Raw genomic sequence first — 20,552 nt, 5'->3', positions numbered from 1 at the left:
GCGCAAAAAATGCGACGCGCGGCCGGCGAAGCGCACGGCCGCGCGAAAACGCCGCGCGCTTAGCGCGGACGGAAACCGTACACGCCGCCGTCCTGCGTCAGCACGACGAGCGTGTTGCCGGCGAGCACGGGCGCCGCGGCGATCGCGCTGCCGTCCGTCTTCATCCGGGCGACGAACGCGCCATCGTCGCGCGACAGGAAGTGCACGAAGCCCTTGTAATCGCCGAGCACGACCGCGCGGCCGAGCAGGTACGGCACGCCGACGTCGCGGCTCTTCAGCTTGTCGTTGCGCCAAAGCTCCTTGCCCGTCGCGACGTCGTAAGCCGACACGACCGACCAGTCGTCGCCGCCCACGACAACCGCATCGTCCTGTGCGACGCCGCTGCGGCTAGAAAACGCTTTCTCCCACAGCGGACGGCCCGAGTTCGCATCGAAGCAGCCGAGCTGGCCCTGGAACGTCACTGCGCACGTCTCGGCGCCGACGAGCGTCGGCGCGCCCGTTACGTCGTTGATCCGCTCGACTTCGGTCACGCCCTTCGGGAACGACACGGGCGTCTGCCAGAACGGCTCGCCCGTCTGCAGGTTCAGCGCGACGAGGCCGCCGCCCGGGAAGCCCGCGAGCACCGCGGCGTCGCCCGCGAACGTCATGCCGGCCGACACGCGCAGATTGAGCGGCACCGCGCGGTTGCGGTAAGTCCACTTCTGCTCGCCCGTCTGCGCGGCGAACGCGATCACCCGGCCGTCAATCGTGCGCACGATCACGAGGCCGTTGCCGACGAGCGGCGGCGAGAAAATCTCGCCTTGCACCGCGGTCTTCCACAGCTGCTTGCCGTCCGGGCCGAGTACGAACACGCCGCCCTTCAGCGCGCCGACCGCGGTCAGGTTGCCGTCGCTGCCGACGCCCGCCGACAGATCGGAGCCGATCTTCGTGCGCCAGACTTCCTGGCCCGTCTTCGCGTCGATCTTCTCGACCGAACCGTTCGCGCCGGCGACATACACGGCGTCGCCCACCGCGACGGGCGAGAACGAGTAGCGGCCGCCCTTGCCGACGCTCGCCTTCCACACTTGCTGCACGTCGAGCACGGGTTTGAACTCGGTGAGCGGCGTCGGCACGCGGCGCGCGTCCTTCGTTGACGAACAGGCCGCGAGAACCAGGACGGCCGCCGCGCAGGCAACGGGTGCAGCGTAACGTTTCAGCAGATTCATCGATAGCGAAGCAAAGTTAAGTTGTAAAACGAAAGCGTGGGCGCTCAGCCGCCGAGCGCGTCCAGCTTGAACTGCACGAGTTGGCGCGCGGATGCATCGTCCTTCGGCAGCGCGTCGAGCGCGAGCGTGTACGCTGCTTTCGCCTCGTCATTCTTGCCCTGCGCGGCGAGCAGATCGCCGCGGCGATCGGCGACGGCGCCCTTGAACGCTTCGGGCGGCGTGCCCGACAACAGCGCAAGACCCGCATCGTACGCCTTCTCGTCGAGCAGCAGCGACGCAAGGCGAAGCTTCGCGATCTGCTTGTACTCGTCGTCCTTCGCGTGATCGACAGTCCACTGCAACTGCGCCTTCGCGCCTGCCGCGTCGCCCGCGCCATAGAGCGCCTTCGCCGCCTCGAGCGCCGTCATCTGCGCATAGGCGGTGCTGCCGAACTTGTCTTCCATGTCGGACGCGATGCGCGAGACCTTCACCTTGTCGTTCGACTGGACGGCCAACTGCACCTGCTCGTAGAGCACGGCCGCCTGCGTCGCCTGACGCCGCTGCCAGTAGTTCCAGCCGTTCCAGGCTGCCGCGGCGGCGAGGACGGCGATCGCGATCCAGGTCGTCAGATTGCCCCACCGGGCCCACCACGCCTTCAGGTTTTCAATCGATTCTTGTTCGTCGTGATAACTCATCGCCTAGCGATTCCTTCCTGTACACGCTTCTTTGTCGAGCGGATGCGCCGCGATCAGTCGTCGCCGTCTTCGGCGGTTGCAACCATCGCATTGATTAGAAATTCGGTCAAGCTCTCGACCGGCACGGACTGCTGAACGCTCTTTTCGCCGTCGTCGCCCGTGCCGCGCAGCGGCTTCACGCTCGCCGTGCCGTTTGTGACCTCGTCTTCGCCGAAGATCACCGCGAACGCCGCACCGCTCGCGTCCGCGCGCTTCATCTGCGACTTGAAGCTCGCGCCCGCGCCGTCCGCGCTGCAATGCAGGATCACGTCGAGGCCCGTGTCGCGCAGACGCTCGGCGACGATGAACGCCTGCTCGCGCGCGGCGTCGCCCTGGTGGACGACGTACACGTCGACGCCTTCCTGCTCCGGCACGAGATGCTCTTCCTTCAGAAGCTCAAGGATGCGCTCGATGCCCATCGCCCAGCCGCACGCGGCGGTCGGCTTGCCGCCCAGTTGCTCGATCAGCGGATCGTAGCGGCCGCCCGCGGCGACCGTGCCTTGCGCGCCGAGCTTGTCGGTCACCCACTCGAACACGGTCAGGTTGTAATAATCGAGCCCGCGCACGAGGCGCGGATTGATCGTGAACGGCACGTTGTTCGCCTTCAGCAGCCGTTGCAGCCCTTCGAAGTGCGCGCGCGACACGTCGCCGAGGAAGTCGATCAGTTTCGGCGCGTTCCGCACGATCTCCTGCAGCGCGGGGTTCTTCGTGTCGAGCACACGCAGCGGATTCGTGTAGAGGCGGCGCTGCGCGTCGTCGTCGAGCTTGTCCGCATGCTGCTCGAGATACTTGATGAGCTCGACGCGGTGCGCGGCGCGCTCCTCGGCGAGACCGAGCGAGTTGATCTCCAGCTTGATGCCGGTGAGGCCGAGATCCTCCCACAGGCGCTGGCACATCATGACGATTTCCGCGTCCGCGTCCGGGCCCGCGAAGCCGAGCGCCTCGACGCCGACCTGATGGAACTGGCGATAGCGGCCGCGCTGCGGGCGCTCGTGACGGAACATCGGCCCGATGTACCACAGTCGCTTCGGACCGTCGTACAGCATGTTGTGCTCGATCGCCGCGCGCACGACGGCCGCGGTGTTCTCGGGACGCAGCGTCAGGTTCTCGCCGTTGAGCGCGTCGACAAAGCTGTACATTTCCTTTTCGACGATGTCGGTCACTTCGCCGATGCCGCGCGTAAAGAGCGGCGTGTGCTCGACGATCGGCGTGCGGATATTCTGATAGCCGTATGCGCGCAACAGCGACTTCACCGTCGCTTCGAAGAATTCCCACAAGCCGGCATCCTGCGGGAGGATGTCGTTCATGCCCTTCACGCCCGTCAGCTTCTCGAGCTTTCGCTTTTGTTCTGTCATCTGAATACGGTGGACGAATTAATTCTGGACCGCGGCGCGGCCGTAGGTGCGCGCGACGTAGTCGCTCACGATCTGCTGGAATTCTTCCGCGATGCGCTCGCCGCGCAGCGTCTTCACTTTTTCGCCGTCGACGAACACGGGCGCGGCCGGATTCTCGCCCGAGCCCGGCAGGCTGATGCCGATGTTCGCGTGCTTCGACTCGCCCGGGCCGTTGACGATGCAGCCCATCACCGCGACGTTCATCTTCTCGACGCCCGGATATTCCTTGCGCCACGCGGGCATCTGCTCGCGCAGGTACGTCTGGATCTGCAGCGCGAGCTCCTGGAACAGCGTGCTCGTCGTGCGCCCGCACCCCGGGCATGCGACGACCATCGGCGCGAACGAGCGCAGCCCCATCGTCTGCAGGATTTCCTGCCCGACCACCACTTCGCCCGTACGCGACGCGCCCGGCTCCGGCGTGAGCGAGATGCGGATCGTGTCGCCGATGCCTTCCTGCAGCAGCACGCCGATCGCGGCCGTCGACGCGACGATACCCTTCGAACCCATGCCCGCCTCGGTCAGACCGAGGTGCAGTGCGAAACCGCAGCGGCGCGACAACTCGCGGTACACGGCGATCAAGTCCTGCACGCCGCTCACCTTGCACGACAGCACGATCTTGTCGCGGCCGAGACCCAGTTCGACCGCGCGCTCGGCAGAGCCGATCGCCGACTGGATCAGCGCCTCGTACATCACGCTCTGCGCTTCCCACGGCTCGGCGCGCGCGCCGTTCTCGTCCATCATTCGCGCGAGCAGATCCTGATCGAGGCTGCCCCAGTTCACGCCGATCCGCACCGGCTTGTCGTACTTGATCGCGGCTTCGATCATCTGCGCGAACTGCGAATCGCGCTTCGCGCCCTGGCCGACGTTGCCCGGGTTGATCCGGTACTTCGACAGCGCCTCCGCGCAGCCCGGGTAGTCACGCAGCAGCAGGTGGCCGTTGTAGTGGAAATCGCCGACGAGCGGCACCGACACGCCCATCCGGTCGAGCTGCTCGCGAATCGCCGGAACGGCGGCGGCGGCCTCGGGCGTGTTCACGGTGATGCGCACGAGCTCGGAGCCCGCGTTTGCGAGTTCCTTCACCTGGATCGCCGTGCCGATCGCGTCGGCCGTGTCGGTGTTCGTCATCGACTGCACGCGCACGGGCGCCGCGCCGCCGATCGTCACGAGCGTGCCGCCCCAGCGGACGTCGACCGCATGCGACATGCGTCGCGGCGCATGCCCGCCGAACACCGGCTCGGTTGAACAAATCTGACTGCTGCGTGGGGATTGAGCTTCGGATTGCATCGATAGATCCAATTTACGCCAAACGCGCCGCCTGCCCGGCGGCGCGCGAAAGGGAAAAGCGCCGCGCCTGGCCGGACGCGGCGCTTGCCGTCAGGGCAATGCGAAACGCGCGACGTTGCCCCGAGCCGCCGAGTATTTTGCCGGATCAACGGGCTTGCCGTCGAAAGCGACCGATTCGAGCCCGGCCTTGTTGCCGATCGTGATCTTGAGCGGCGCATCGCCCGCGACCTGCTTCGTCTCGCCGGCGCGCACGAGGGCCGAGAACAGCTCCTTGCCGTTCTTGTCGCGCACGCTGAACCAGCAGTCCTGCGCGACCTTCAGCGCAACGACCGACTGGCCAGGCGCGACCGTGACGGCCGCGCTCGCGGCGTCGGCCGTTGACGCGGCCGCTGGTTGCGTCGTTTGCGCAGGTTGCGCTTGTTGCACGGCGGCAACCGGCGTCGAAGCGAAAGGCGCGACCGCCGCGCTCGCGACGACGGGCGCCGAGCTCCCGGCCGACACGCTCGCCGTGGCCGCCTCGTCCGCCGACGCGCCGCCGACCGGCGGCGTCGCGATCGCGCCAGCCTGCGTCACCGTGCCCGACACCGCCGCACTCGCCGGCAGATCGGATGCAACGCCTCCCTGCTGCGCGTGCGCGGCCGACGCGGCCTCGCCCGCGCCGTTCGACTTGAAACGCGCGAGCCAGTTCGACGATTCGCCGCCCGTGCGCCACATCGCCGCCGCGACGAGCGCGACGACGACCGCCGCGATCGCCCACAGCCACGGCCGGCCGCGCGACGAACCGCCCAGCGGGATCGACACCCGGCCGCGCGGCAGATCGGTGCCGGCCGACGCAGGCATCGAAAGATCGACCTCGGGCACGCCCTTCTCCCGGCGCAGCGCCTGCGCGAACGGCTCCGGATCGACACCGAGCATCTTTGCGTAGCTGCGCACGAGGCCAAGCGCGAACGTCGCGCCCGGCAACTGGCTCGTGTCGCCCGCCTCGAGCGCCTGCAGCTTCGGCGCCGCGACCTTCAGCCGCGCGGACACGTCATCGACCGACCACCCCTTCGCCTCACGCAACTCCGCGAGCCGTGCGCCCACTGCCGCGACCGACGCAATGCCGCCACCGGCCGCCGCCGGTTTCTCGCCTGCGTTCGTCTCCGGGCTCCTTGACGGCTGCGGTTCGCTCATCCTCATCCTCGCGTCGATTCTTCTTGCCTGCACGCCCGCGCCAATTCCGGCCGGGCCCGCAACACCACCGTTGTCACACACTGCGCGGCGCCGTGCGCCGCCCCCGATCGCTTCACGCGTATTTCACTGCCAGCCCGGGCATCCCCGTCAAACCGCCCGGACCTCGATAATCTTCGTCGCGCCCGTCCGCTCCGCCAGACGCGTGCGGTCCTTGACCGCGCCCGCCAGTTGACCGCAGGCGGCATCGATGTCGTCGCCGCGCGTCTTGCGGATCGTCGTCACGACGCCGGCGTCGATCAGAACCTGCGCGAAGCGCTTGATCTGCTCAGTCTTCGAGCGCAGGAGCCCCGATTCCGGGAACGGATTGAACGGAATCAGATTGAATTTGCACGGCACGTCGCGCGTGAGCGCGAGCAGCTCGCGCGCATGCGCTTCGGTGTCGTTGACGCCGTCGAGCATGCAATATTCGAACGTGATGAAATCACGCGGCGCGACCTTCAGATAGCGCTGGCACGCGGCCATCAGTTCGCGCAGCGGATGCTTCTTGTTGAGCGGCACGAGTTCGTCGCGCAGCGCGTCGTTCGGCGCGTGCAGCGACACCGCGAGCGCGACGGGCAGCTCGGCACCGAGCCGGTCCATCATCGGCACGACGCCCGACGTCGACAGCGTCACGCGCCGGCGCGACAGGCCGTACGCGTTGTCGTCGAGCATGAGACGCATCGCGGGCACGACCGCCGAGTAATTGAGAAGCGGCTCGCCCATGCCCATCATCACGACATTCGTGATCACCCGCTCGGCCTTGCCGTTCGGGCCGGGCGCGCGGCCAAGCGACGCGCGCAGCGCGAATTCCGCCATCCGCAGTTGCCCGACGATCTCGCCCGTCGACAGATTGCGGGAAAAACCTTGCTTGCCGGTCGAGCAGAAGCGGCAATTGACCGCACACCCCGCCTGCGACGACACGCACAGCGTGCCGCGCGTCTCCTCGGGGATGAACACCGTCTCGACCGCATTGCCGTTGCCGACGTTGATGAGCCACTTGCGCGTGCCGTCCGCCGACACGTGATCGCTCAGGATGTCGGGCGTGCCGATCACGGCGCGCCCCTTCAGCTTCTCGCGCAGCGATTTCGCGAGATCGGTCATCCCGTCGAAATCGGCTGCATTGTATTGATGGATCCAGCGCTGCAGCTGCTTAGCGCGAAACGCCTTCTCGCCGAGGCCGCCGCAGTACGCGACGAGCCCCTCGGCGTCGAGGTCGAGTAGATTGACGATGGTTTCGCTCGCCATGATGCCCTGCCTTGCCGCCGAACGCGCCGGACCCCGACCCGCTTAGCGCGAGTAGACGTTCATTTCCGGGAAGAAGAACGCGATCTCGACGCGCGCCGTTTCCGGTGCGTCCGAGCCGTGCACGGCGTTCGCGTCGATGCTATCCGCGAAGTCGGCGCGGATCGTGCCCTTTTCCGCCTTCTTCGGATCCGTCGCGCCCATCAGGTCGCGGTTCTTCAGGATCGCGTCCTCGCCTTCCAGAACCTGGATCATCACCGGGCCCGAGATCATGAATTCGACGAGATCCTTGAAGAACGGACGCTCGGCGTGCACGGCGTAGAACTTCTCCGCATCGGCGCGCGACAGGTGCGCCATGCGCGCCGCCACGATCTTCAGGCCGGCGTTTTCGAAACGGCTGTAGATCTGGCCGATCACGTTCTTCGCCACCGCATCCGGCTTGATGATCGACAGGGTGCGCTCGAGTGCCATAAAAACTCCAAGAAATTAAGAGGTTACAGTTTCAAATGAATCCGCTATTGTAACACGTTCCCGTGTATCATTGCGATTGAACCCTTACACGACCGAAAGGTTCGAATGCTTCGCGTTCCGCAAGCGCCCAGGCGTTGAAACCTCCGCCGTCGAAACCTATCTTAGGGGTAGCGGCCACGCGGTTTTTTGCGGCGCAACAAGCGCGCCGCCCACCGGCGGCGGCGCCACGTTCCATGTTAGGAGAAACCATGAACGATTATCCGTACAACTTCGGCCGCGGCGGCGCGATCGGCACCGCCGAGACCCGCAACCGCGTGCTGCGCAACACCTACTGGCTCCTCGCGCTGTCGATGGTGCCGACCGTGCTCGGCGCCTGGGTTGGCGTCGCGACGGGTTTCTCGCTGTTCGCCGCGACGAGCCCGATGATGAGCCTCCTCGCGTTCTTCGCGATCGCGTTCGGCTTCATGTTCGCGATCGAGCGCACGAAGAACAGCTCGGCCGGCGTGTTCGTGCTGCTCGGCTTCACGTTCTTCATGGGCCTGATGCTGTCGCGCCTCTTGAGCTTCATCCTCGGCTTCTCGAACGGTCCGTCGCTCATCATGCTCGCGTTCGGCGGCACCGGCGTGATCTTCGCCGCGATGGCGACCGTCGCGACCGTCAGCAAGCGCGACTTCTCGGGCCTCGGCAAATGGCTCTTCGTCGGCGTGATCGTGCTGCTGCTCGCGATGGTCGCGAACATGTTCCTGCAATTGCCCGCGTTGATGCTGACCGTGTCGGTGCTCGCGATCGTGATCTTCTCGGCGTACATGCTGTTCGACGTCCAGCGCGTCGTGAACGGCGGCGAGACGAATTACATCAGCGCGACGCTCGCGATCTACCTCGATCTGTACAACGTGTTCACGAACCTGCTCGCGCTGCTCGGCATTTTCGGCGGCAACCGCAACTGAAGCCCGGCGGCACGCACGTCTGCGCGCATCACGAAAAAACCGGCCCTCGGGCCGGTTTTTTTATGTGCGCGCTGCCCGGATCTCGCGTCAGTCACGCTCGAAGAGCGCGATCGATTCGACATGCGACGTGTGCGGGAACATGTTGACGACGCCCGCGCCCTTCAGCCGATAACCTGCCTCGTGCACGAGGAGACCCGCGTCTCGTGCGAGCGTCGACGGATTGCACGACACGTAGACGATCCGCGCGGGCAGCGGCCCTTCGCCGCTCTGCGCGATCTCGGCGAGCGCCTTCGACACCGCGAGCGCGCCTTCGCGCGGCGGATCGACCAGGAATTTGTCGAATGCGCCGAGCGCGTGCAGATCGTCGGCCGTCACCTCGAACAGATTGCGGCTCGCGAACGACGTATGCCCGTCGACGCCGTTTTCCTTTGCATTCGCGAGCGCGCGCGACGTCAGCGTCTCGCTGCCCTCGATCCCGACCACCTCGCGAGCGAGCCGCGCGAGCGGCAGCGTGAAGTTGCCGATCCCGCAGAACAGATCGAGCACGCGGTCGCCGCGCTCGGGCGCGAGCAGGCGCAGCGCCCGACCGACGAGCACGCGGTTGATCTGGTGGTTGACCTGCGTGAAATCGGTCGGCTTGAACGGCATCCGGATCCCGAATTCGGGCAGCGTGTAGTCGAGCTGCACGTCGAGCGGATAGAACGGCGCGACCGTGTCCGGCCCTTTCGGCTGCAGCCAGAACTGCACGCGATGCGCGTCCGCGAATTCGCGCAGGAGCGTCTCGTCGGCCGCGTTGATCGGCTCGAGCACGCGCAGCACGAGCGCCGTCACCTGCGAGCCGACCGCAAGCTCGATCTGCGGCATGCGATCGCGGATCGACAATTGCTCGACGAGCCGGCGCAGCGGCACCAGCATCGCGGACACGTGCGGCGGCAGCACCTCGCAGCTCGTCATGTCGGCGACGTAGCTGCTCTTCTTCTCGTGGAAGCCGACGAGCACGCCGCCCTTCTTCGCGACGTGGCGCACGGTGAGGCGGGCACGATAGCGGTAGCCCCACGACGGGCCGTGAATCGGCGCGAACATCGCCTCGGCGCGCAGCTTCGCGAGATGCCACAGGTTGTCCTCGAGCACGCGCTGCTTGATCGCGACCTGCGCGCGCATGTCGAGATGCTGCATCGAACAGCCGCCGCATGTGCCGAAAAATGCGCATTTCGGCCGCGTGCGCATCACGCTCGGGCGCAGAATATCGACGACCTGCGCCTGTTCGTAGGTCGGCTTGCGGCGGAAACTCGAATAGGTGACGCGTTCGCCGGGCAACGCGCCCTCGACGAAAATCACCTTGCCGGGTTCGCCGTTTTCGTCGACGGCACGGCCGACGCCGCGCGCTTCCATGTCGAGCGAATCGATATCGAGAACCGGGGCGCGATCGGTTGCGGCGCCCGCATGCGACGCGCCGGGTGTGGAGAGAGGGACGGCTTCTGACACCAGCTTTTCCTGACGAACGATTGTGGGGAAAGGCGAGATTGTAGACGAACGGCCGCCATGCAACGGAGATTCGACGATGCGACTCATCAGTTGGAACATCCAATGGGGACGGGACGCGAACGGCACGGTCGACCTCGCGCGCACTATCGACGCCGCGCGCGGCCTCGGCGATTTCGACGTGCTATGCATGCAGGAAGTCACGCGCGGCTTTCACGCGCTGCCGGGCGGGCCGTCCGGCGATCAATATGCGGAACTGGCCGCGCTGCTGCCGGGTTACGCGGTGTTCGACGCGATCGGCGTCGATCTGCCGCCGCTCGGGCCGGGCGCGCCGCGCCGGCAATTCGGCAACGCGCTCGCGACGCGGCTGCCCGTCGAGCGCGCGATGCGTCACGCGCTGCCGTGGCCCGCGAGCGCCGCCGCACCGTCGATGCCGCGCTGCGCGCTCGAGGTCACGCTGCGCGCGCCGTTCGGGCCGCTGCGCGTCATCGTCACGCACCTCGAGTACTACTCGGCGCAGCAGCGGCTCGCGCAGGTCGATGCGCTGCGGCGCCTGCATCGCGAGGCGGCCGCGCATGCGCGCGCCAGCGCGCCGCCGGAAACGCCGACGGGCCCGTTCGCGCCGTCGGCGCGCGCGGCCGATGCCATCGTCTGCGGCGACTTCAACAGCGCGTACCGCAGCGAAGCGTACCGGCGCTTTCTCGCGCCGTTCCCGGACGCGCCGCGCTTCGTCGACGCGTGGCTCGCGCGCCATCCGGGCAAGACGCCGCCGATGACGGCGGGCGTCTACGACACCGGGCAATGGAGTGAAGGACCGATGACGTGCGATTTCGCATTCGTCACCGACACGCTCGCCCACCGCATATCACGCTGCGAGATCGACGGCGCGACACGCGCATCCGATCATCAGCCGATCGTGCTGGAGTTGAGCGATACGTAGTCAAAGCGACGCGCAAGCAGATCGGCCGACGGCGATCGACGCGCGGCCGGCCGTCGCCGGAGGGCGGCAAGCGATTCGAGACGAACGGGAAGCGCGACGTTCGCGTCACGCACGGCGGGTGACGCCGCGAGTTGCGTTACGCGTCGAACGCGGCGAGGTATTCGGCCCAGTGCGGCGCCGGTTCCTGCACGAGCGTGTTCTTCACGAGCGCGATCTCCTCGGTGTACTCGGCGGGCGACAGGCCGCCGCGCATCTGCTGGAACCGGCAATACAGCAAGTACGTGTTGACGACGTCGGTCTCGCAGTAATTGCGAATCTCTTCGATCCGCCCTTGCTGGAACGCCGCCCACACCTGGCTGCCGTCCATCCCGAGCTTGCCCGGGAAACCGCACAGCTTCGCGAGCGCATCGAGCGGCGCGCTCGCGCGCGGCTGGTAAAGCGCGAGCAGATCCATCAGATCCAGATGCCGCGTGTGGTAACGCGACAGATAATTGTTCCACTTGAAGTCGCGATCGTCCTCGCCCATGTCCCAGTAGCGCGGCGCCGCGACGCCGTGTACGAGCCCGCGGTAATGGAGCACCGGCAGATCGAAGCCGCCGCCGTTCCACGACACGAGCTGCGGCGTGTACTTCTCGATCACGCGGTAGAACGACTGGATCAGCGCCGCCTCCGGGTCGTCCGGCGTGCCGAGCGAGCGTACGCGAAAGCCGTTGTTGTCGCGGAACACGCACGAGATCGCCGCGATCCGTTGCAGATGGAGCGGCAGGAAATCGCTGCCCGTCTTCTCGCGGCGCGCGGCGAATGCGTGCTCGGCCACGTCGGCGTCGGCAAGGTCGGCGGGCAGATCTTCAAGACGGCGAATGCCGTCGACATCGGGAATCGTCTCGATGTCAAAAACCAGAATCGGTGTCATCGATGAGTTACAGAACGGCGTCCTTGCGCACGCCGTTGGAGGCGAAAAACCGCTTGAGCCGCACGAGCGCTTCCTGCTGGATCTGACGAACCCGCTCGCGGGTCAGTCCCATCTCGTCGGCAAGCTCCTCGAGCGTCGCGGGTTCGATATGGTTGAGGCCGAAGCGCCGCTCGATCACGTGACGGTGCTTGTCGGACAGACGCGACAGCCACGCGCGCGTGAGCGTCTCCAACTCGCGGTGCTGAACCTCCGCGTCGGGCGACTGGCTCTGGTCGTCGGGTAGAAGATCGAGCAGGCTGCTCGCCGGATCGAGATCGAGCGGCGCGTCGAGCGATGCGGTGTGCTCGTTCAGCGCGAGGATGTCGGTGACCTCCTCTGCCGTCTTGCCGGTCAGATACGCGATGTCGTCGATGCTCGCCTCGCGGCGTTCGGCGGCCTCGCCCGTCGACAGCGAGTTCTTCTCGAGATGGCGCTTCGCGCGCAGCACCTGGTTCAACTCGCGGATCACGTGCACCGGCAGTCGCACCGTGCGCGCCTGATTCATGATCGCGCGCTCGATGCTCTGGCGAATCCACCAGGTCGCGTACGTCGAAAAACGAAAGCCGCGCGTCGGATCGAATTTTTCGATTGCGTGCATGAGCCCGAGATTGCCCTCTTCGATCAGATCGAGAAGCGGCACGCCGCGATTCAGATAGCCTTTCGCGATGCTGACGACGAGCCGAAGGTTGCGCTCGATCATCACCTGCCGCGCCTCGAATTCTCCCGCCTTCGCGAGCCGCGAATAGCGCTGCTCTTCCTCGACCGTCAACAGCGGCTTCACGCTGATGCGGTTCAGGTAGTGCTGAATCGTGTCGGCGGTGAGTTCCGCCTGCAGAAGCGCCCGGAAGTCGTCCAGGTCGGGCGACGCGTCGGCCGTCTCGCCGCGCCCTTCGCCCGGCGAATCGTCAGAATCCGCTTCGCGCGGCTCGTAGTCGCGTTCGCTGTCGGCAGCGTCTTCGTCCTCGTCCGTCGAAGCACCCGTTCGCTCCACCGATGCTTGCGTGGCTCGACTGAGCTTCTCAGACTCGGCTTGCGGATCGTGGCGCTTCGATTTCGGCATGGTCGTCTCGTTTATTGAGGCGGCAAATACTTCAGCGGATCGACAGGTTTACCCTGCCGGCGAACCTCGAAATGCAGCATCACGCGGTCGGAATCGCTATTGCCCATCTCTGCGATCTTCTGGCCTTTCGTCACCGCGTCCCCCTCTTTTACCATCAAAGCGCGATTGTGTGCATACGCTGTGAGATAAGTTGCGTCGTGCTTGATGATAATGAGGTTGCCATAGCCGCGCAGCCCGTTGCCCGCGTACACCACGCGGCCATCCGCAGCGGCCTTCACGGCCTCGCCGGCCGGGCCGCCGATGTTGATCCCCTTGTTCTTCGAATCGTCGAACGTGTTGAGCAGCGCGCCGCTCACCGGCCACGCGAACGACACGTTGCCGCTCGCGGCGCTCGCGCCCGTTTCGCTCGGCGTGATCGCCGCCGACGCAGTCGGCGCGGCGCTCGCGCTGGAACCGGAGCCATAGATCGGCGGCACGGCGGCCGAGCCGCTCGACGGACCGCTCGACAGCGGCGGCGTGACTGCTGCGCCGGCGACCGGTGCGGCCGCCGTCGCGCCGCCCGCGGTCGGCGACACGCGCAGCAGCTGATCAACTTCGATCTGATTCGGGTTGGTCAGGTTGTTCCACGCGGCGATGTCGCGATAGTTCTGGCCGTTCTCGAGCGCGATCCGATAAAGCGTGTCACCCGGCTTCACCCGGTAGTAACCCGGGGGCGCGGGCGGCAGCGGCGCGGGCGGCTGCGTGGCGGCCGTCGCGCCGAGCGAGCCGGAACGGTCGACGACGGGCGCCTGGTCGAGCCGCGTCGCGCACGCGGCGAGCAGCGTGAGCGCCGCCATGCAAATCGCGCGCTGAGCGAGCGAGAGCGGAACCTTCGAACGATTGTTTTGCATCGCGCGCAGCATACTCATCGGTATCAAATCACTCCGGATTTTAAAGGGACAAAGAAAACGCGATCAAGCCGCGACTCACGCCACTGCGCGGGTGCGACGCGCTCCACGAGCGTGAGCACCTGCTCGCCCGCCTGTTCTCCGACAGGCGCGACGAGCCTGCCGCCGATCGCCAATTGTTCCAACAGCGCCCGCGGCACGTCGAGCCCCGCCGCGGCGATCACGATCGCGTCGAACGGCGCCGCGGCGGGCAGGCCCACGCGTCCGTCGCCGTAGTGCAGGCGGATGTTCGGCACGCGCAGCGGCCGCAAATTCAGTTTCGCGCGCTCGTAGAGCGGCTTCACGCGTTCGATCGAATACACGTCGCGCGCGACGCGACTCAGCACCGCGGCCTGATAGCCGCAGCCCGTGCCGATTTCGAGCACGCGCTCGAGCGTGCGGCCCGCCGCCGCGAGCTCGATCATCCGCGCGACGACCGACGGCTTCGAGATCGTCTGCTGATGGCCGATCGGCAGCGCGGCGTCCTCGTACGCCTGGGCCGCAAGCCCCGGATCCACGAACATGTGGCGCGGCACGGCCGACATCGCGGCGAGCACGCGCGGATCGGCCACGCCGTTTGCCCGAAGCCGTTCGACCATGCGCTCGCGCACCCGTTCCGAAGTCAGCGCGAGCGCGCCGCTCAACGCGACGTTCGGCGTCGCGCTCTTGTCGCCGTTCTTCACGCCGGAGGACGGCGCGCTCTTTGCGACGCCGGGCGTCGTGGGCGGTTTCGCACGCGCCGGTTTCGCAACGGGCACGCCGCTCCCCGACGCGCCGGCCGCGCGCGGCGCGAGGCGTTCGGGCGCGATCGGGGAGGCGGCGGCGGGCGCGGCCGCCGCCGCGGCGATGAGGCGCTGACGGGCGGCGTCGCCCGCGGCCTGACGCTCGGCCGCGCGCCCTTCGGGCTTGCGCGGCTCGCGCTTCAGATCCTCGAGCGCGAGCGGAAACCGCTTCGCGCGCTCGCCGCTCATGAAGCGCCGCTCCCGGCATGCGCCCAATCGCGCGTGGCCGCCAGCATTTGCGTGTGGGTGAGATCGAGCTGCAGCGGCGTGATCGACACGTAGCCCGCGGCGGTCGCGTGGAAATCGGTGCCCTCGCTCGCATCGAGCGCGTCGCCCGCCGCACCGATCCAGTAGATCGGCTCGCCGCGCGGATTGATTTGGCGAATCACCGGCTGCGACGGATGACGCTTGCCGAGCCGCGTCACACGCCAGCCCCTCAGCTCGCCGTACGGCAGGTTCGGAATGTTGACGTTCAGGAGCGGCTGGCCGGGCAGCGGATGATCGAGGTAATGACGCACGATCTCGGCCGCGACGCGCGCCGCGTCTTCGAGGTGCGCCCACTCCTTGTGAACGAGCGAGAACGCGATCGCCGGCACGCCGAACATGATGCCTTCCGTCGCGGCCGCGACCGTTCCGGAATACAGCGTGTCATCGCCCATGTTCTGGCCGTTGTTGATCCCCGACACGACGAGGTCGGGCTTCGCGTCGAGCATGCCCGTCAGCGCGACGTGCACCGAATCGGTCGGCGTGCCGTTCACGTAGTAGAAACCCGTGGTCGCCGAGCGCGACACCGAAAGCGGACGCGACAGCGTGAGCGAGTTAGACGCGCCGCTGCAGTTCTGCTCGGGCGCCATCACCATGACCTCGGCAAGCGGGCGCAGCGCTTCGTACAGCGCGGCGAGGCCGGGCGCGAGGTATCCGTCGTCGTTGCTGAGTAGTATTCGCATCCGGCGATTGTAACCGAGGAAAGATTGCGCGAGAGCGACAGCCCGGGCCGCGTTGCGCGCCGCGCGCGATGCCGCGCAAACGCACGCCGCGCGCGGCCCTCGACGCTCAGATCGCGCGCTTCTCGCGCAGCGCGGCGATCGCCTGCGCGTCGTAGCCGAGCGCTCCGAGCACCTCGTCCGTGTGCTCGCCGAGCGCCGGGCCGAGCCAGCGCGTTTCGCCCGGCGTGCCGGACAGCTTCGGCGTCACGTTCGGCAGCGGGATCTGCGCGCCGTCGGCGAGTTTGAAACGCTGGATCATCTGGCGCGCGACGAATTGCGGATCGGTGAACATGTCGGCTACGCTGTAGATTCGCGATGCCGGCACGTCGGCCGAGTTCAGCACCGCGAGCGCCTCGTCGATCGTGCGCTCGGCGAGCCACGCGCCGATCGCCGCGTCGATCTCCTGCGTGCGCGGCACGCGGCCGTCGTTGTGCGCGAGCGCCGGATCGTCGGCGAGATCGTCGCGCCCGATCGCTCCCATCAGGCGCTTGAAGATCGGATCGCTGTTGCCGCCGATCACGATGCTGCCGTCGCGGCACGGATATGTGTTCGACGGCACGATGCCCGGCAGCGACGCGCCCGTGCGCTCGCGCACGAGCCCATAGACGCCGTACTCGGGCACGACGCTTTCCATCATGTTGAAGACGGCCTCGTACAGCGCGACGTCGACGACCTGCCCCGCGCCGCCGTTCGCGTTGCGATGATGCAGCGCCATCAGCGCGCCGATCACGCCGTGCAGCGCCGCGATGGAATCGCCGATCGAGATGCCGATGCGCGGCGGCGGCAACTCCGGGTAGCCCGTGATGTGGCGCAGCCCGCCCATCGATTCGGCGATCGCGCCGAAACCGGGACGGTCGCGGTACGGGCCCGTTTGCCCGTAGCCCGACAGGCGCACCATCACGAGGCCCGGATTGTCGGCCGACAGCACGTCGTAGCCGAGGCCGAGCTTCTCGAGCAGCCCGGGGCGGAAGTTCTCGACGACGATGTCGGCTTCGCGCGCCAAGCGGCGCACGATCTCCTTGCCCTCGTCGGACTTCAGGTTGATCGTCACCGATTTCTTGTTGCGCGCCTGCACCGACCACCACAGCGACGTGCCGCCCGCCTCCGGATACAGCTTGCGCCACTTGCGCAGCGGATCGCCGCCGTTCGGATCTTCGATCTTGATGACTTCCGCGCCGAACTCGGCGAGCAGGCGCGCGGCGAACGGGCCGGCGATCAGCGTGCCGAGTTCGAGCACCTTGACGCCCGCGAGCGGGCCGGGGGTTGCGCTCATGTCGCTTCCTTGGATCGTTGAACGGAGCGCGGCCCAGCGGGCCACGCGGCGCGGGCGCGCAGCCCGCTAGAGCGTGCGTCGATCGAGCATCGCACGCGCGATCGTGCCCGCATCGACGTATTCGAGCTCGCCGCCCACCGGCACGCCGCGCGCGAGCCGCGTGACGGCCAGGCCGCGCGCCTTCAGCGTCTGGCCGAGATAGTGCGCGGTCGCCTCGCCTTCGTTCGTGAAGTTCGTCGCGAGCACGACCTCCTTCACGATGCCGTCGGACGCGCGGCGCACGAGCCGGTCGAAATGGATCTCCTTCGGCCCGATGCCGTCGAGCGGGCTCAGGCGCCCCATCAGCACGAAGTACAACCCGCGATAGGTCATCGTCTGCTCGAGCATGATCTGGTCGGCGGGCGTTTCGACGACGCAGAGCAGCGTCGGATCGCGCTCCGGATCGCAGCACACCTCGCAGACCTGCGCCTCCGTGAACGTATTGCACTTCTCGCAATGCCGCAGATGCTCGGTCGCGAACAGCAGCGACCGACCGAGCCGCTCGGCGCCCTCCCGATCATGTTGCATCAGGTGGTATGCGATGCGCTGCGCGGATTTCGGCCCGACGCCCGGCAGCGCGCGCAGCGCCTCGACGAGCTCGGACAGCGCGGAAGGCGGCTTGATGCTCATGCGCGAAAGGCGTCGACCGAACGGTTCATCGTCAGAACGGCAGCTTGAAGCCGGGCGGCAGCGGCAGGCCCGCCGTCATCCCGCTCATCTTCTCCTGCGAGGTCACCTCGGCCTTGCGCACCGCGTCGTTGAACGCCGCGGCGACGAGATCCTCGAGCATGTCCTTGTCGTCGGCGAGCAGGCTCGGATCGATCGACACGCGGCGCACCTCGTTGCGGCAGGTCATCGTCACCTTGACGAGCCCCGCGCCCGACTGGCCTTCCACTTCGATGAGGGCCAGTTGCTCCTGCATCTTCTTCATGTTTTCCTGCATCTGCTGGGCCTGCTTCATCAGCCCGGCGAGTTGGCCTTTCATCATGGACTTGCTCCTTCGTAATCGATTGCGAACGGGCGCGATCTTAGCGCCCGCGCGCGAATATGGAAACCGGGCGCGCGCAGCGCCCGGCTCGCGTCAGTGCAGCGTCGGCGAGGCGCCGTCCGCGGCGCCCGCTTCCGGGCCGACGGGCCGAATCGAGCCTTCGACGATGCTCGCGCCGAATTCGCGCAGCAACTGCTGGACGAACGGGTCGGCATTCATCTCCTGCTCGGCCTCGCGCTGCCGCTTCGCGCGCTCGGCGGCGGCGAGCGCCGCCGCGGTGCGGCGCGCCGGCCCGACTTCGACCATCACGTCCACCGGCTTGCCGAGCGCGTCCGCAAGCGCCGCTTTCAGCTTGGCGACCTGCGCGGCGTCCGCGTATTGCGGAACCGGCACGGCAAGCTTGAGCGCGCCGCCGTCGGCCGACGTCAGCTCGCTGTTGAACGCGAGCTGGTACGCGACTCCCTTGAGTGGCAGGCTCGCCGCGAGCGTCGCCCACTCGCCGGCATAGCCGATCGTGTCGAGCGGGATCGGCTCCGGCAGCGGGCGTGTGTCGACGGACGGCGCGGGAGCCGGCTTCGGCGCGACGCGGACGTCGTCGGGGCCGCTGTCGAACACCGGGACGAAACCGTCGTCGGGCGGGATGAAACCGTCGTCCATCGACAACGGCACGTAATCGTCGGGCGGGATGTCCTCCCACGGCGGCGGCGCGCCGCGAGACTCGGATCTCGCTTCGGCGCGCGCCGCGCCGTTCGGCCGCGCATCGCTGCCCGATGCGCGGCCGCGCGGCGTCGGCACGGGCACCGGCACGCGCGGCGCGGCCTTCGCGGTGGGCGCGGCGGGCGCGGCGGGCGCGGCGGCTGGCGCGGCCGGCCTCGCGGCGCCGGCGTTGCGGCCGCGATCGGACGACACGCGCATGCCCGCGTTGCGCAGCACGTCGAGCGCGGCGGCCGCGCCGGTCGCGCGCGACGCGGATGCGTCGGCGGTGGGCGCCGGCGCGCGTGATTCGGTCGCGACGGACGCAGGCATCGCGGCGACCTCCCCGGTCGATGCGGCGGCCGGCGTGATCGCGTCGCGCTCGGCGACGGACGTCGATTCGAATGACACGGCCGCTCGCGCCGCGGATTCACGCGCGGCATCCTCCCGCGTGCTCGGCGGCGCGACTGATTCGACGCACGGCGCGGCGTCGCGCTCGCCCGGGCCGGCGTCGGCCGGCGCGCGAACGTCCGCGGAAGCGCCGCCGACCGTCTCGGTCGTCGCCGGCTCCGCTTGGGACGGCGGCGGCTCGGCGCGCGTTGCCGCACGCGCGACGGCCGCCTTCGGCGTTGGCGCCGCCGCAACCGCGGGCGCCGCCGACGCGCCGACCGCGATCGCGGTGCGCGCCCCCGGCTTCGGCGCGGCGCCGGACACCTGAGCGGGCACCCCGCCGCCCGGCGCGCCGCCGCCCGTCGTCGCCGGCTCGAACGCCAGCATTCGCAGCAGCGTCATCGTGAAGCCCGCGTATTCGTCGGGCGCGAGGCCGAGCTCGCCGCGCCCGACCGTCGCGATCTGATAATAGAGCTGCACCTGCTCCGGGCTCAGCAGTTCGGCGAAGCGACGCAGATCGGCCGCTTCCGGCCATTCGTCGAGCACCGACGCCGGCGCGAACTGCGCCCACGCGATCCGGTGCAGCAGGCTCGCGAGATCCTGCAGCGCGGCCGAGAACGACAGGCTGCGCAGCGCCATCTCATCGGCGACGGCGAGAATCTGCGGGCCGTCGGCCGCGGCGAGCGCGTCGAGGAGCCGCACCATGTAGGTCTGGTCGAGCGTGCCGAGCATGCCGGACACGGCGGTTTCCGTCACTTCGTTCGCCGAATACGCGATCGCCTGATCGGTCAGCGACAGCGCATCGCGCATGCTGCCCTGCGCCGCGCGCGCGAGAAGGCGCAGCGCCTGCGGCTCGAACGCGATCCGCTCTTCGCCGAGAATCCGCTCGAGGTGCGACACGATGTGCCCGGCCGGCATCTGCTTCAGATTGAACTGCAGGCAGCGCGACAGCACGGTGACGGGAATCTTCTGCGGGTCGGTGGTCGCGAGGATGAACTTGACGTGCGGCGGCGGCTCCTCGAGCGTCTTGAGCATCGCGTTGAACGCGTGGTTCGTCAGCATGTGCACTTCGTCGATCATGTAGACCTTGAAGCGCGCATCGACGGGCGCGTACACCGCGCGCTCGAGCAGCGCGGCCATTTCATCGACGCCGCGATTGCTCGCCGCGTCCATTTCGACATAGTCGACGAAGCGCCCTTCATCGATTTCGCGGCACGCGCGGCACACGCCGCACGGCTGCGACGTGACGCCCGTCTCGCAATTGAGCGCCTTCGCGAAGATGCGCGACAGCGTTGTCTTGCCGACGCCGCGCGTGCCCGTGAATAGATAGGCGTGATGCAAACGCCCGCCGTCGAGCGCGTGCGTGAGCGCCCTGACGACGTGCTCCTGGCCGACGAGCGAAGCGAAATCCTTCGGACGCCACTTGCGTGCGAGAACTTGATAGGTCATCGGGAAATTGTATCAGCAACGCTGAGCCACGCCGACAGGTTGAACGCCGCGAAGCACGCGCATATCGAGCCGATCGGAGAAGCCCGGAAAAAGCGGAACCGGAAAAATGCAGCGGGAGAACGCG

General features: G+C 67.8%; 19 protein-coding genes. 2 read left to right on the top strand and 17 right to left on the bottom strand.

Annotated elements, in window-relative coordinates; genetic code table 11:
- Positions 1–59 precede the first annotated feature (59 nt).
- The 7 genes from bamB to ndk form a co-directional block, all read right to left on the bottom strand.
- The gene (bamB, locus tag BTH_RS23600; protein WP_009890827.1) at positions 60–1,205 is read right to left on the bottom strand and encodes an outer membrane protein assembly factor BamB; all 1,146 of its coding nucleotides are present in this window, start codon (positions 1,203–1,205) and stop codon (positions 60–62) included.
- 44 nt (positions 1,206–1,249) lie between these two features.
- Positions 1,250–1,879 carry a tetratricopeptide repeat protein gene (locus BTH_RS23595; RefSeq protein ID WP_009890825.1) on the bottom strand — a complete coding sequence of 210 codons (630 nt, stop codon included), beginning with the start codon at positions 1,877–1,879 and terminating at the stop codon, positions 1,250–1,252.
- Positions 1,880–1,932: 53 nt separating this feature from the next.
- A complete protein-coding gene (hisS, locus tag BTH_RS23590; RefSeq protein WP_009890821.1) occupies positions 1,933–3,273 on the bottom strand; it encodes a histidine--tRNA ligase in 1,341 nt (446 codons plus the stop codon).
- An 18-nt stretch (positions 3,274–3,291) separates the two neighbouring features.
- A complete protein-coding gene (gene ispG / locus BTH_RS23585) occupies positions 3,292–4,596 on the bottom strand; it encodes a flavodoxin-dependent (E)-4-hydroxy-3-methylbut-2-enyl-diphosphate synthase (protein ID WP_011402302.1) in 1,305 nt (434 codons plus the stop codon).
- Between the two features lie 90 nt (positions 4,597–4,686).
- Positions 4,687–5,769 carry a helix-turn-helix domain-containing protein gene (locus tag BTH_RS23580; protein ID WP_009890819.1) on the bottom strand — a complete coding sequence of 361 codons (1,083 nt, stop codon included), beginning with the start codon at positions 5,767–5,769 and terminating at the stop codon, positions 4,687–4,689.
- A 147-nt stretch (positions 5,770–5,916) separates the two neighbouring features.
- Positions 5,917–7,053 (bottom strand): 23S rRNA (adenine(2503)-C(2))-methyltransferase RlmN, encoded by a 1,137-nt coding sequence (rlmN, locus tag BTH_RS23575; RefSeq protein ID WP_009909268.1) that lies wholly within the window; start codon positions 7,051–7,053, stop codon positions 5,917–5,919.
- A 42-nt stretch (positions 7,054–7,095) separates the two neighbouring features.
- The gene (gene ndk / locus BTH_RS23570) at positions 7,096–7,521 is read right to left on the bottom strand and encodes a nucleoside-diphosphate kinase (protein WP_009890817.1); all 426 of its coding nucleotides are present in this window, start codon (positions 7,519–7,521) and stop codon (positions 7,096–7,098) included.
- 248 nt (positions 7,522–7,769) lie between these two features.
- Between ndk and BTH_RS23565 the strand changes: the two genes are divergently transcribed.
- The gene (locus BTH_RS23565; protein ID WP_004521332.1) at positions 7,770–8,468 is read left to right on the top strand and encodes a Bax inhibitor-1/YccA family protein; all 699 of its coding nucleotides are present in this window, start codon (positions 7,770–7,772) and stop codon (positions 8,466–8,468) included.
- A gap of 87 nt (positions 8,469–8,555) precedes the next feature.
- Here BTH_RS23565 and rlmD read toward each other — a convergent pair whose 3' ends face one another.
- Positions 8,556–9,953, bottom strand: a complete 1,398-nt coding sequence (rlmD, locus tag BTH_RS23560; RefSeq protein WP_009890811.1) for a 23S rRNA (uracil(1939)-C(5))-methyltransferase RlmD — start codon at positions 9,951–9,953, stop codon at positions 8,556–8,558.
- A gap of 76 nt (positions 9,954–10,029) precedes the next feature.
- On the opposite strand from rlmD, the gene BTH_RS23555 reads away from it, so the two are divergent.
- Positions 10,030–10,890 carry an endonuclease/exonuclease/phosphatase family protein gene (locus tag BTH_RS23555; RefSeq protein WP_009890810.1) on the top strand — a complete coding sequence of 287 codons (861 nt, stop codon included), beginning with the start codon at positions 10,030–10,032 and terminating at the stop codon, positions 10,888–10,890.
- A 136-nt stretch (positions 10,891–11,026) separates the two neighbouring features.
- Here the strand turns inward: BTH_RS23555 and BTH_RS23550 are convergent, their stop codons facing one another.
- The 9 genes from BTH_RS23550 to BTH_RS23510 form a co-directional block, all read right to left on the bottom strand.
- Positions 11,027–11,803 carry a 3'-5' exonuclease gene (locus tag BTH_RS23550; RefSeq protein WP_009890809.1) on the bottom strand — a complete coding sequence of 259 codons (777 nt, stop codon included), beginning with the start codon at positions 11,801–11,803 and terminating at the stop codon, positions 11,027–11,029.
- 7 nt (positions 11,804–11,810) lie between these two features.
- Positions 11,811–12,902, bottom strand: coding sequence for an RNA polymerase sigma factor RpoS (gene rpoS, locus BTH_RS23545; RefSeq protein ID WP_009890808.1), 1,092 nt, complete (start codon positions 12,900–12,902; stop codon positions 11,811–11,813).
- A gap of 11 nt (positions 12,903–12,913) precedes the next feature.
- A complete protein-coding gene (locus BTH_RS23540) occupies positions 12,914–13,804 on the bottom strand; it encodes a peptidoglycan DD-metalloendopeptidase family protein (RefSeq protein WP_009890806.1) in 891 nt (296 codons plus the stop codon).
- An 11-nt stretch (positions 13,805–13,815) separates the two neighbouring features.
- A complete protein-coding gene (locus tag BTH_RS23535) occupies positions 13,816–14,799 on the bottom strand; it encodes a protein-L-isoaspartate(D-aspartate) O-methyltransferase (protein WP_011402299.1) in 984 nt (327 codons plus the stop codon).
- A complete protein-coding gene (surE, locus tag BTH_RS23530) occupies positions 14,796–15,557 on the bottom strand; it encodes a 5'/3'-nucleotidase SurE (protein WP_009890803.1) in 762 nt (253 codons plus the stop codon). Before surE ends, BTH_RS23535 begins: the two co-directional genes overlap by 4 nt.
- 106 nt (positions 15,558–15,663) lie before the next feature.
- Complete coding sequence (locus BTH_RS23525; protein ID WP_009890801.1) at positions 15,664–16,869, bottom strand: CaiB/BaiF CoA transferase family protein; 1,206 nt, start codon at positions 16,867–16,869, stop codon at positions 15,664–15,666.
- Between the two features lie 66 nt (positions 16,870–16,935).
- On the bottom strand, positions 16,936–17,538 hold the full coding sequence (gene recR / locus BTH_RS23520; RefSeq protein WP_009890799.1) for a recombination mediator RecR: 603 nt from the start codon (positions 17,536–17,538) through the stop codon (positions 16,936–16,938).
- Between the two features lie 31 nt (positions 17,539–17,569).
- Positions 17,570–17,896 carry a YbaB/EbfC family nucleoid-associated protein gene (locus tag BTH_RS23515; RefSeq protein WP_009890790.1) on the bottom strand — a complete coding sequence of 109 codons (327 nt, stop codon included), beginning with the start codon at positions 17,894–17,896 and terminating at the stop codon, positions 17,570–17,572.
- 93 nt (positions 17,897–17,989) lie between these two features.
- Positions 17,990–20,428, bottom strand: coding sequence for a DNA polymerase III subunit gamma/tau (locus BTH_RS23510; protein ID WP_011402298.1), 2,439 nt, complete (start codon positions 20,426–20,428; stop codon positions 17,990–17,992).
- Between the last annotated feature and the right edge of the window lie 124 nt (positions 20,429–20,552).

Origin of the sequence: Burkholderia thailandensis E264, from assembly GCF_000012365.1 — a bacterium.
Classification (GTDB): domain Bacteria; phylum Pseudomonadota; class Gammaproteobacteria; order Burkholderiales; family Burkholderiaceae; genus Burkholderia; species Burkholderia thailandensis.
This window is presented reverse-complemented; position numbering and strand designations above follow the sequence as displayed.

What these genes read in the sequence shown, in the direction of transcription:
- bamB (WP_009890827.1), bottom strand. Translation starts at nt 1,205, where the DNA reads ATGAATCTGCTGAAACGTTACGCTGCACCCGTTGCCTGCGCGGCGGCC.
- BTH_RS23595 (WP_009890825.1), bottom strand. Translation starts at nt 1,879, where the DNA reads ATGAGTTATCACGACGAACAAGAATCGATTGAAAACCTGAAGGCGTGG.
- hisS (WP_009890821.1), bottom strand. Translation starts at nt 3,273, where the DNA reads ATGACAGAACAAAAGCGAAAGCTCGAGAAGCTGACGGGCGTGAAGGGC.
- ispG (WP_011402302.1), bottom strand. Translation starts at nt 4,596, where the DNA reads ATGCAATCCGAAGCTCAATCCCCACGCAGCAGTCAGATTTGTTCAACC.
- BTH_RS23580 (WP_009890819.1), bottom strand. Translation starts at nt 5,769, where the DNA reads ATGAGCGAACCGCAGCCGTCAAGGAGCCCGGAGACGAACGCAGGCGAG.
- rlmN (WP_009909268.1), bottom strand. Translation starts at nt 7,053, where the DNA reads ATGGCGAGCGAAACCATCGTCAATCTACTCGACCTCGACGCCGAGGGG.
- ndk (WP_009890817.1), bottom strand. Translation starts at nt 7,521, where the DNA reads ATGGCACTCGAGCGCACCCTGTCGATCATCAAGCCGGATGCGGTGGCG.
- BTH_RS23565 (WP_004521332.1), top strand. Translation starts at nt 7,770, where the DNA reads ATGAACGATTATCCGTACAACTTCGGCCGCGGCGGCGCGATCGGCACC.
- BTH_RS23555 (WP_009890810.1), top strand. Translation starts at nt 10,030, where the DNA reads ATGCGACTCATCAGTTGGAACATCCAATGGGGACGGGACGCGAACGGC.
- BTH_RS23550 (WP_009890809.1), bottom strand. Translation starts at nt 11,803, where the DNA reads ATGACACCGATTCTGGTTTTTGACATCGAGACGATTCCCGATGTCGAC.
- rpoS (WP_009890808.1), bottom strand. Translation starts at nt 12,902, where the DNA reads ATGCCGAAATCGAAGCGCCACGATCCGCAAGCCGAGTCTGAGAAGCTC.
- BTH_RS23540 (WP_009890806.1), bottom strand. Translation starts at nt 13,804, where the DNA reads ATGCTGCGCGCGATGCAAAACAATCGTTCGAAGGTTCCGCTCTCGCTC.
- BTH_RS23535 (WP_011402299.1), bottom strand. Translation starts at nt 14,799, where the DNA reads ATGAGCGGCGAGCGCGCGAAGCGGTTTCCGCTCGCGCTCGAGGATCTG.
- surE (WP_009890803.1), bottom strand. Translation starts at nt 15,557, where the DNA reads ATGCGAATACTACTCAGCAACGACGACGGATACCTCGCGCCCGGCCTC.
- BTH_RS23525 (WP_009890801.1), bottom strand. Translation starts at nt 16,869, where the DNA reads ATGAGCGCAACCCCCGGCCCGCTCGCGGGCGTCAAGGTGCTCGAACTC.
- recR (WP_009890799.1), bottom strand. Translation starts at nt 17,538, where the DNA reads ATGAGCATCAAGCCGCCTTCCGCGCTGTCCGAGCTCGTCGAGGCGCTG.
- BTH_RS23515 (WP_009890790.1), bottom strand. Translation starts at nt 17,896, where the DNA reads ATGATGAAAGGCCAACTCGCCGGGCTGATGAAGCAGGCCCAGCAGATG.
- BTH_RS23510 (WP_011402298.1), bottom strand. Translation starts at nt 20,428, where the DNA reads ATGACCTATCAAGTTCTCGCACGCAAGTGGCGTCCGAAGGATTTCGCT.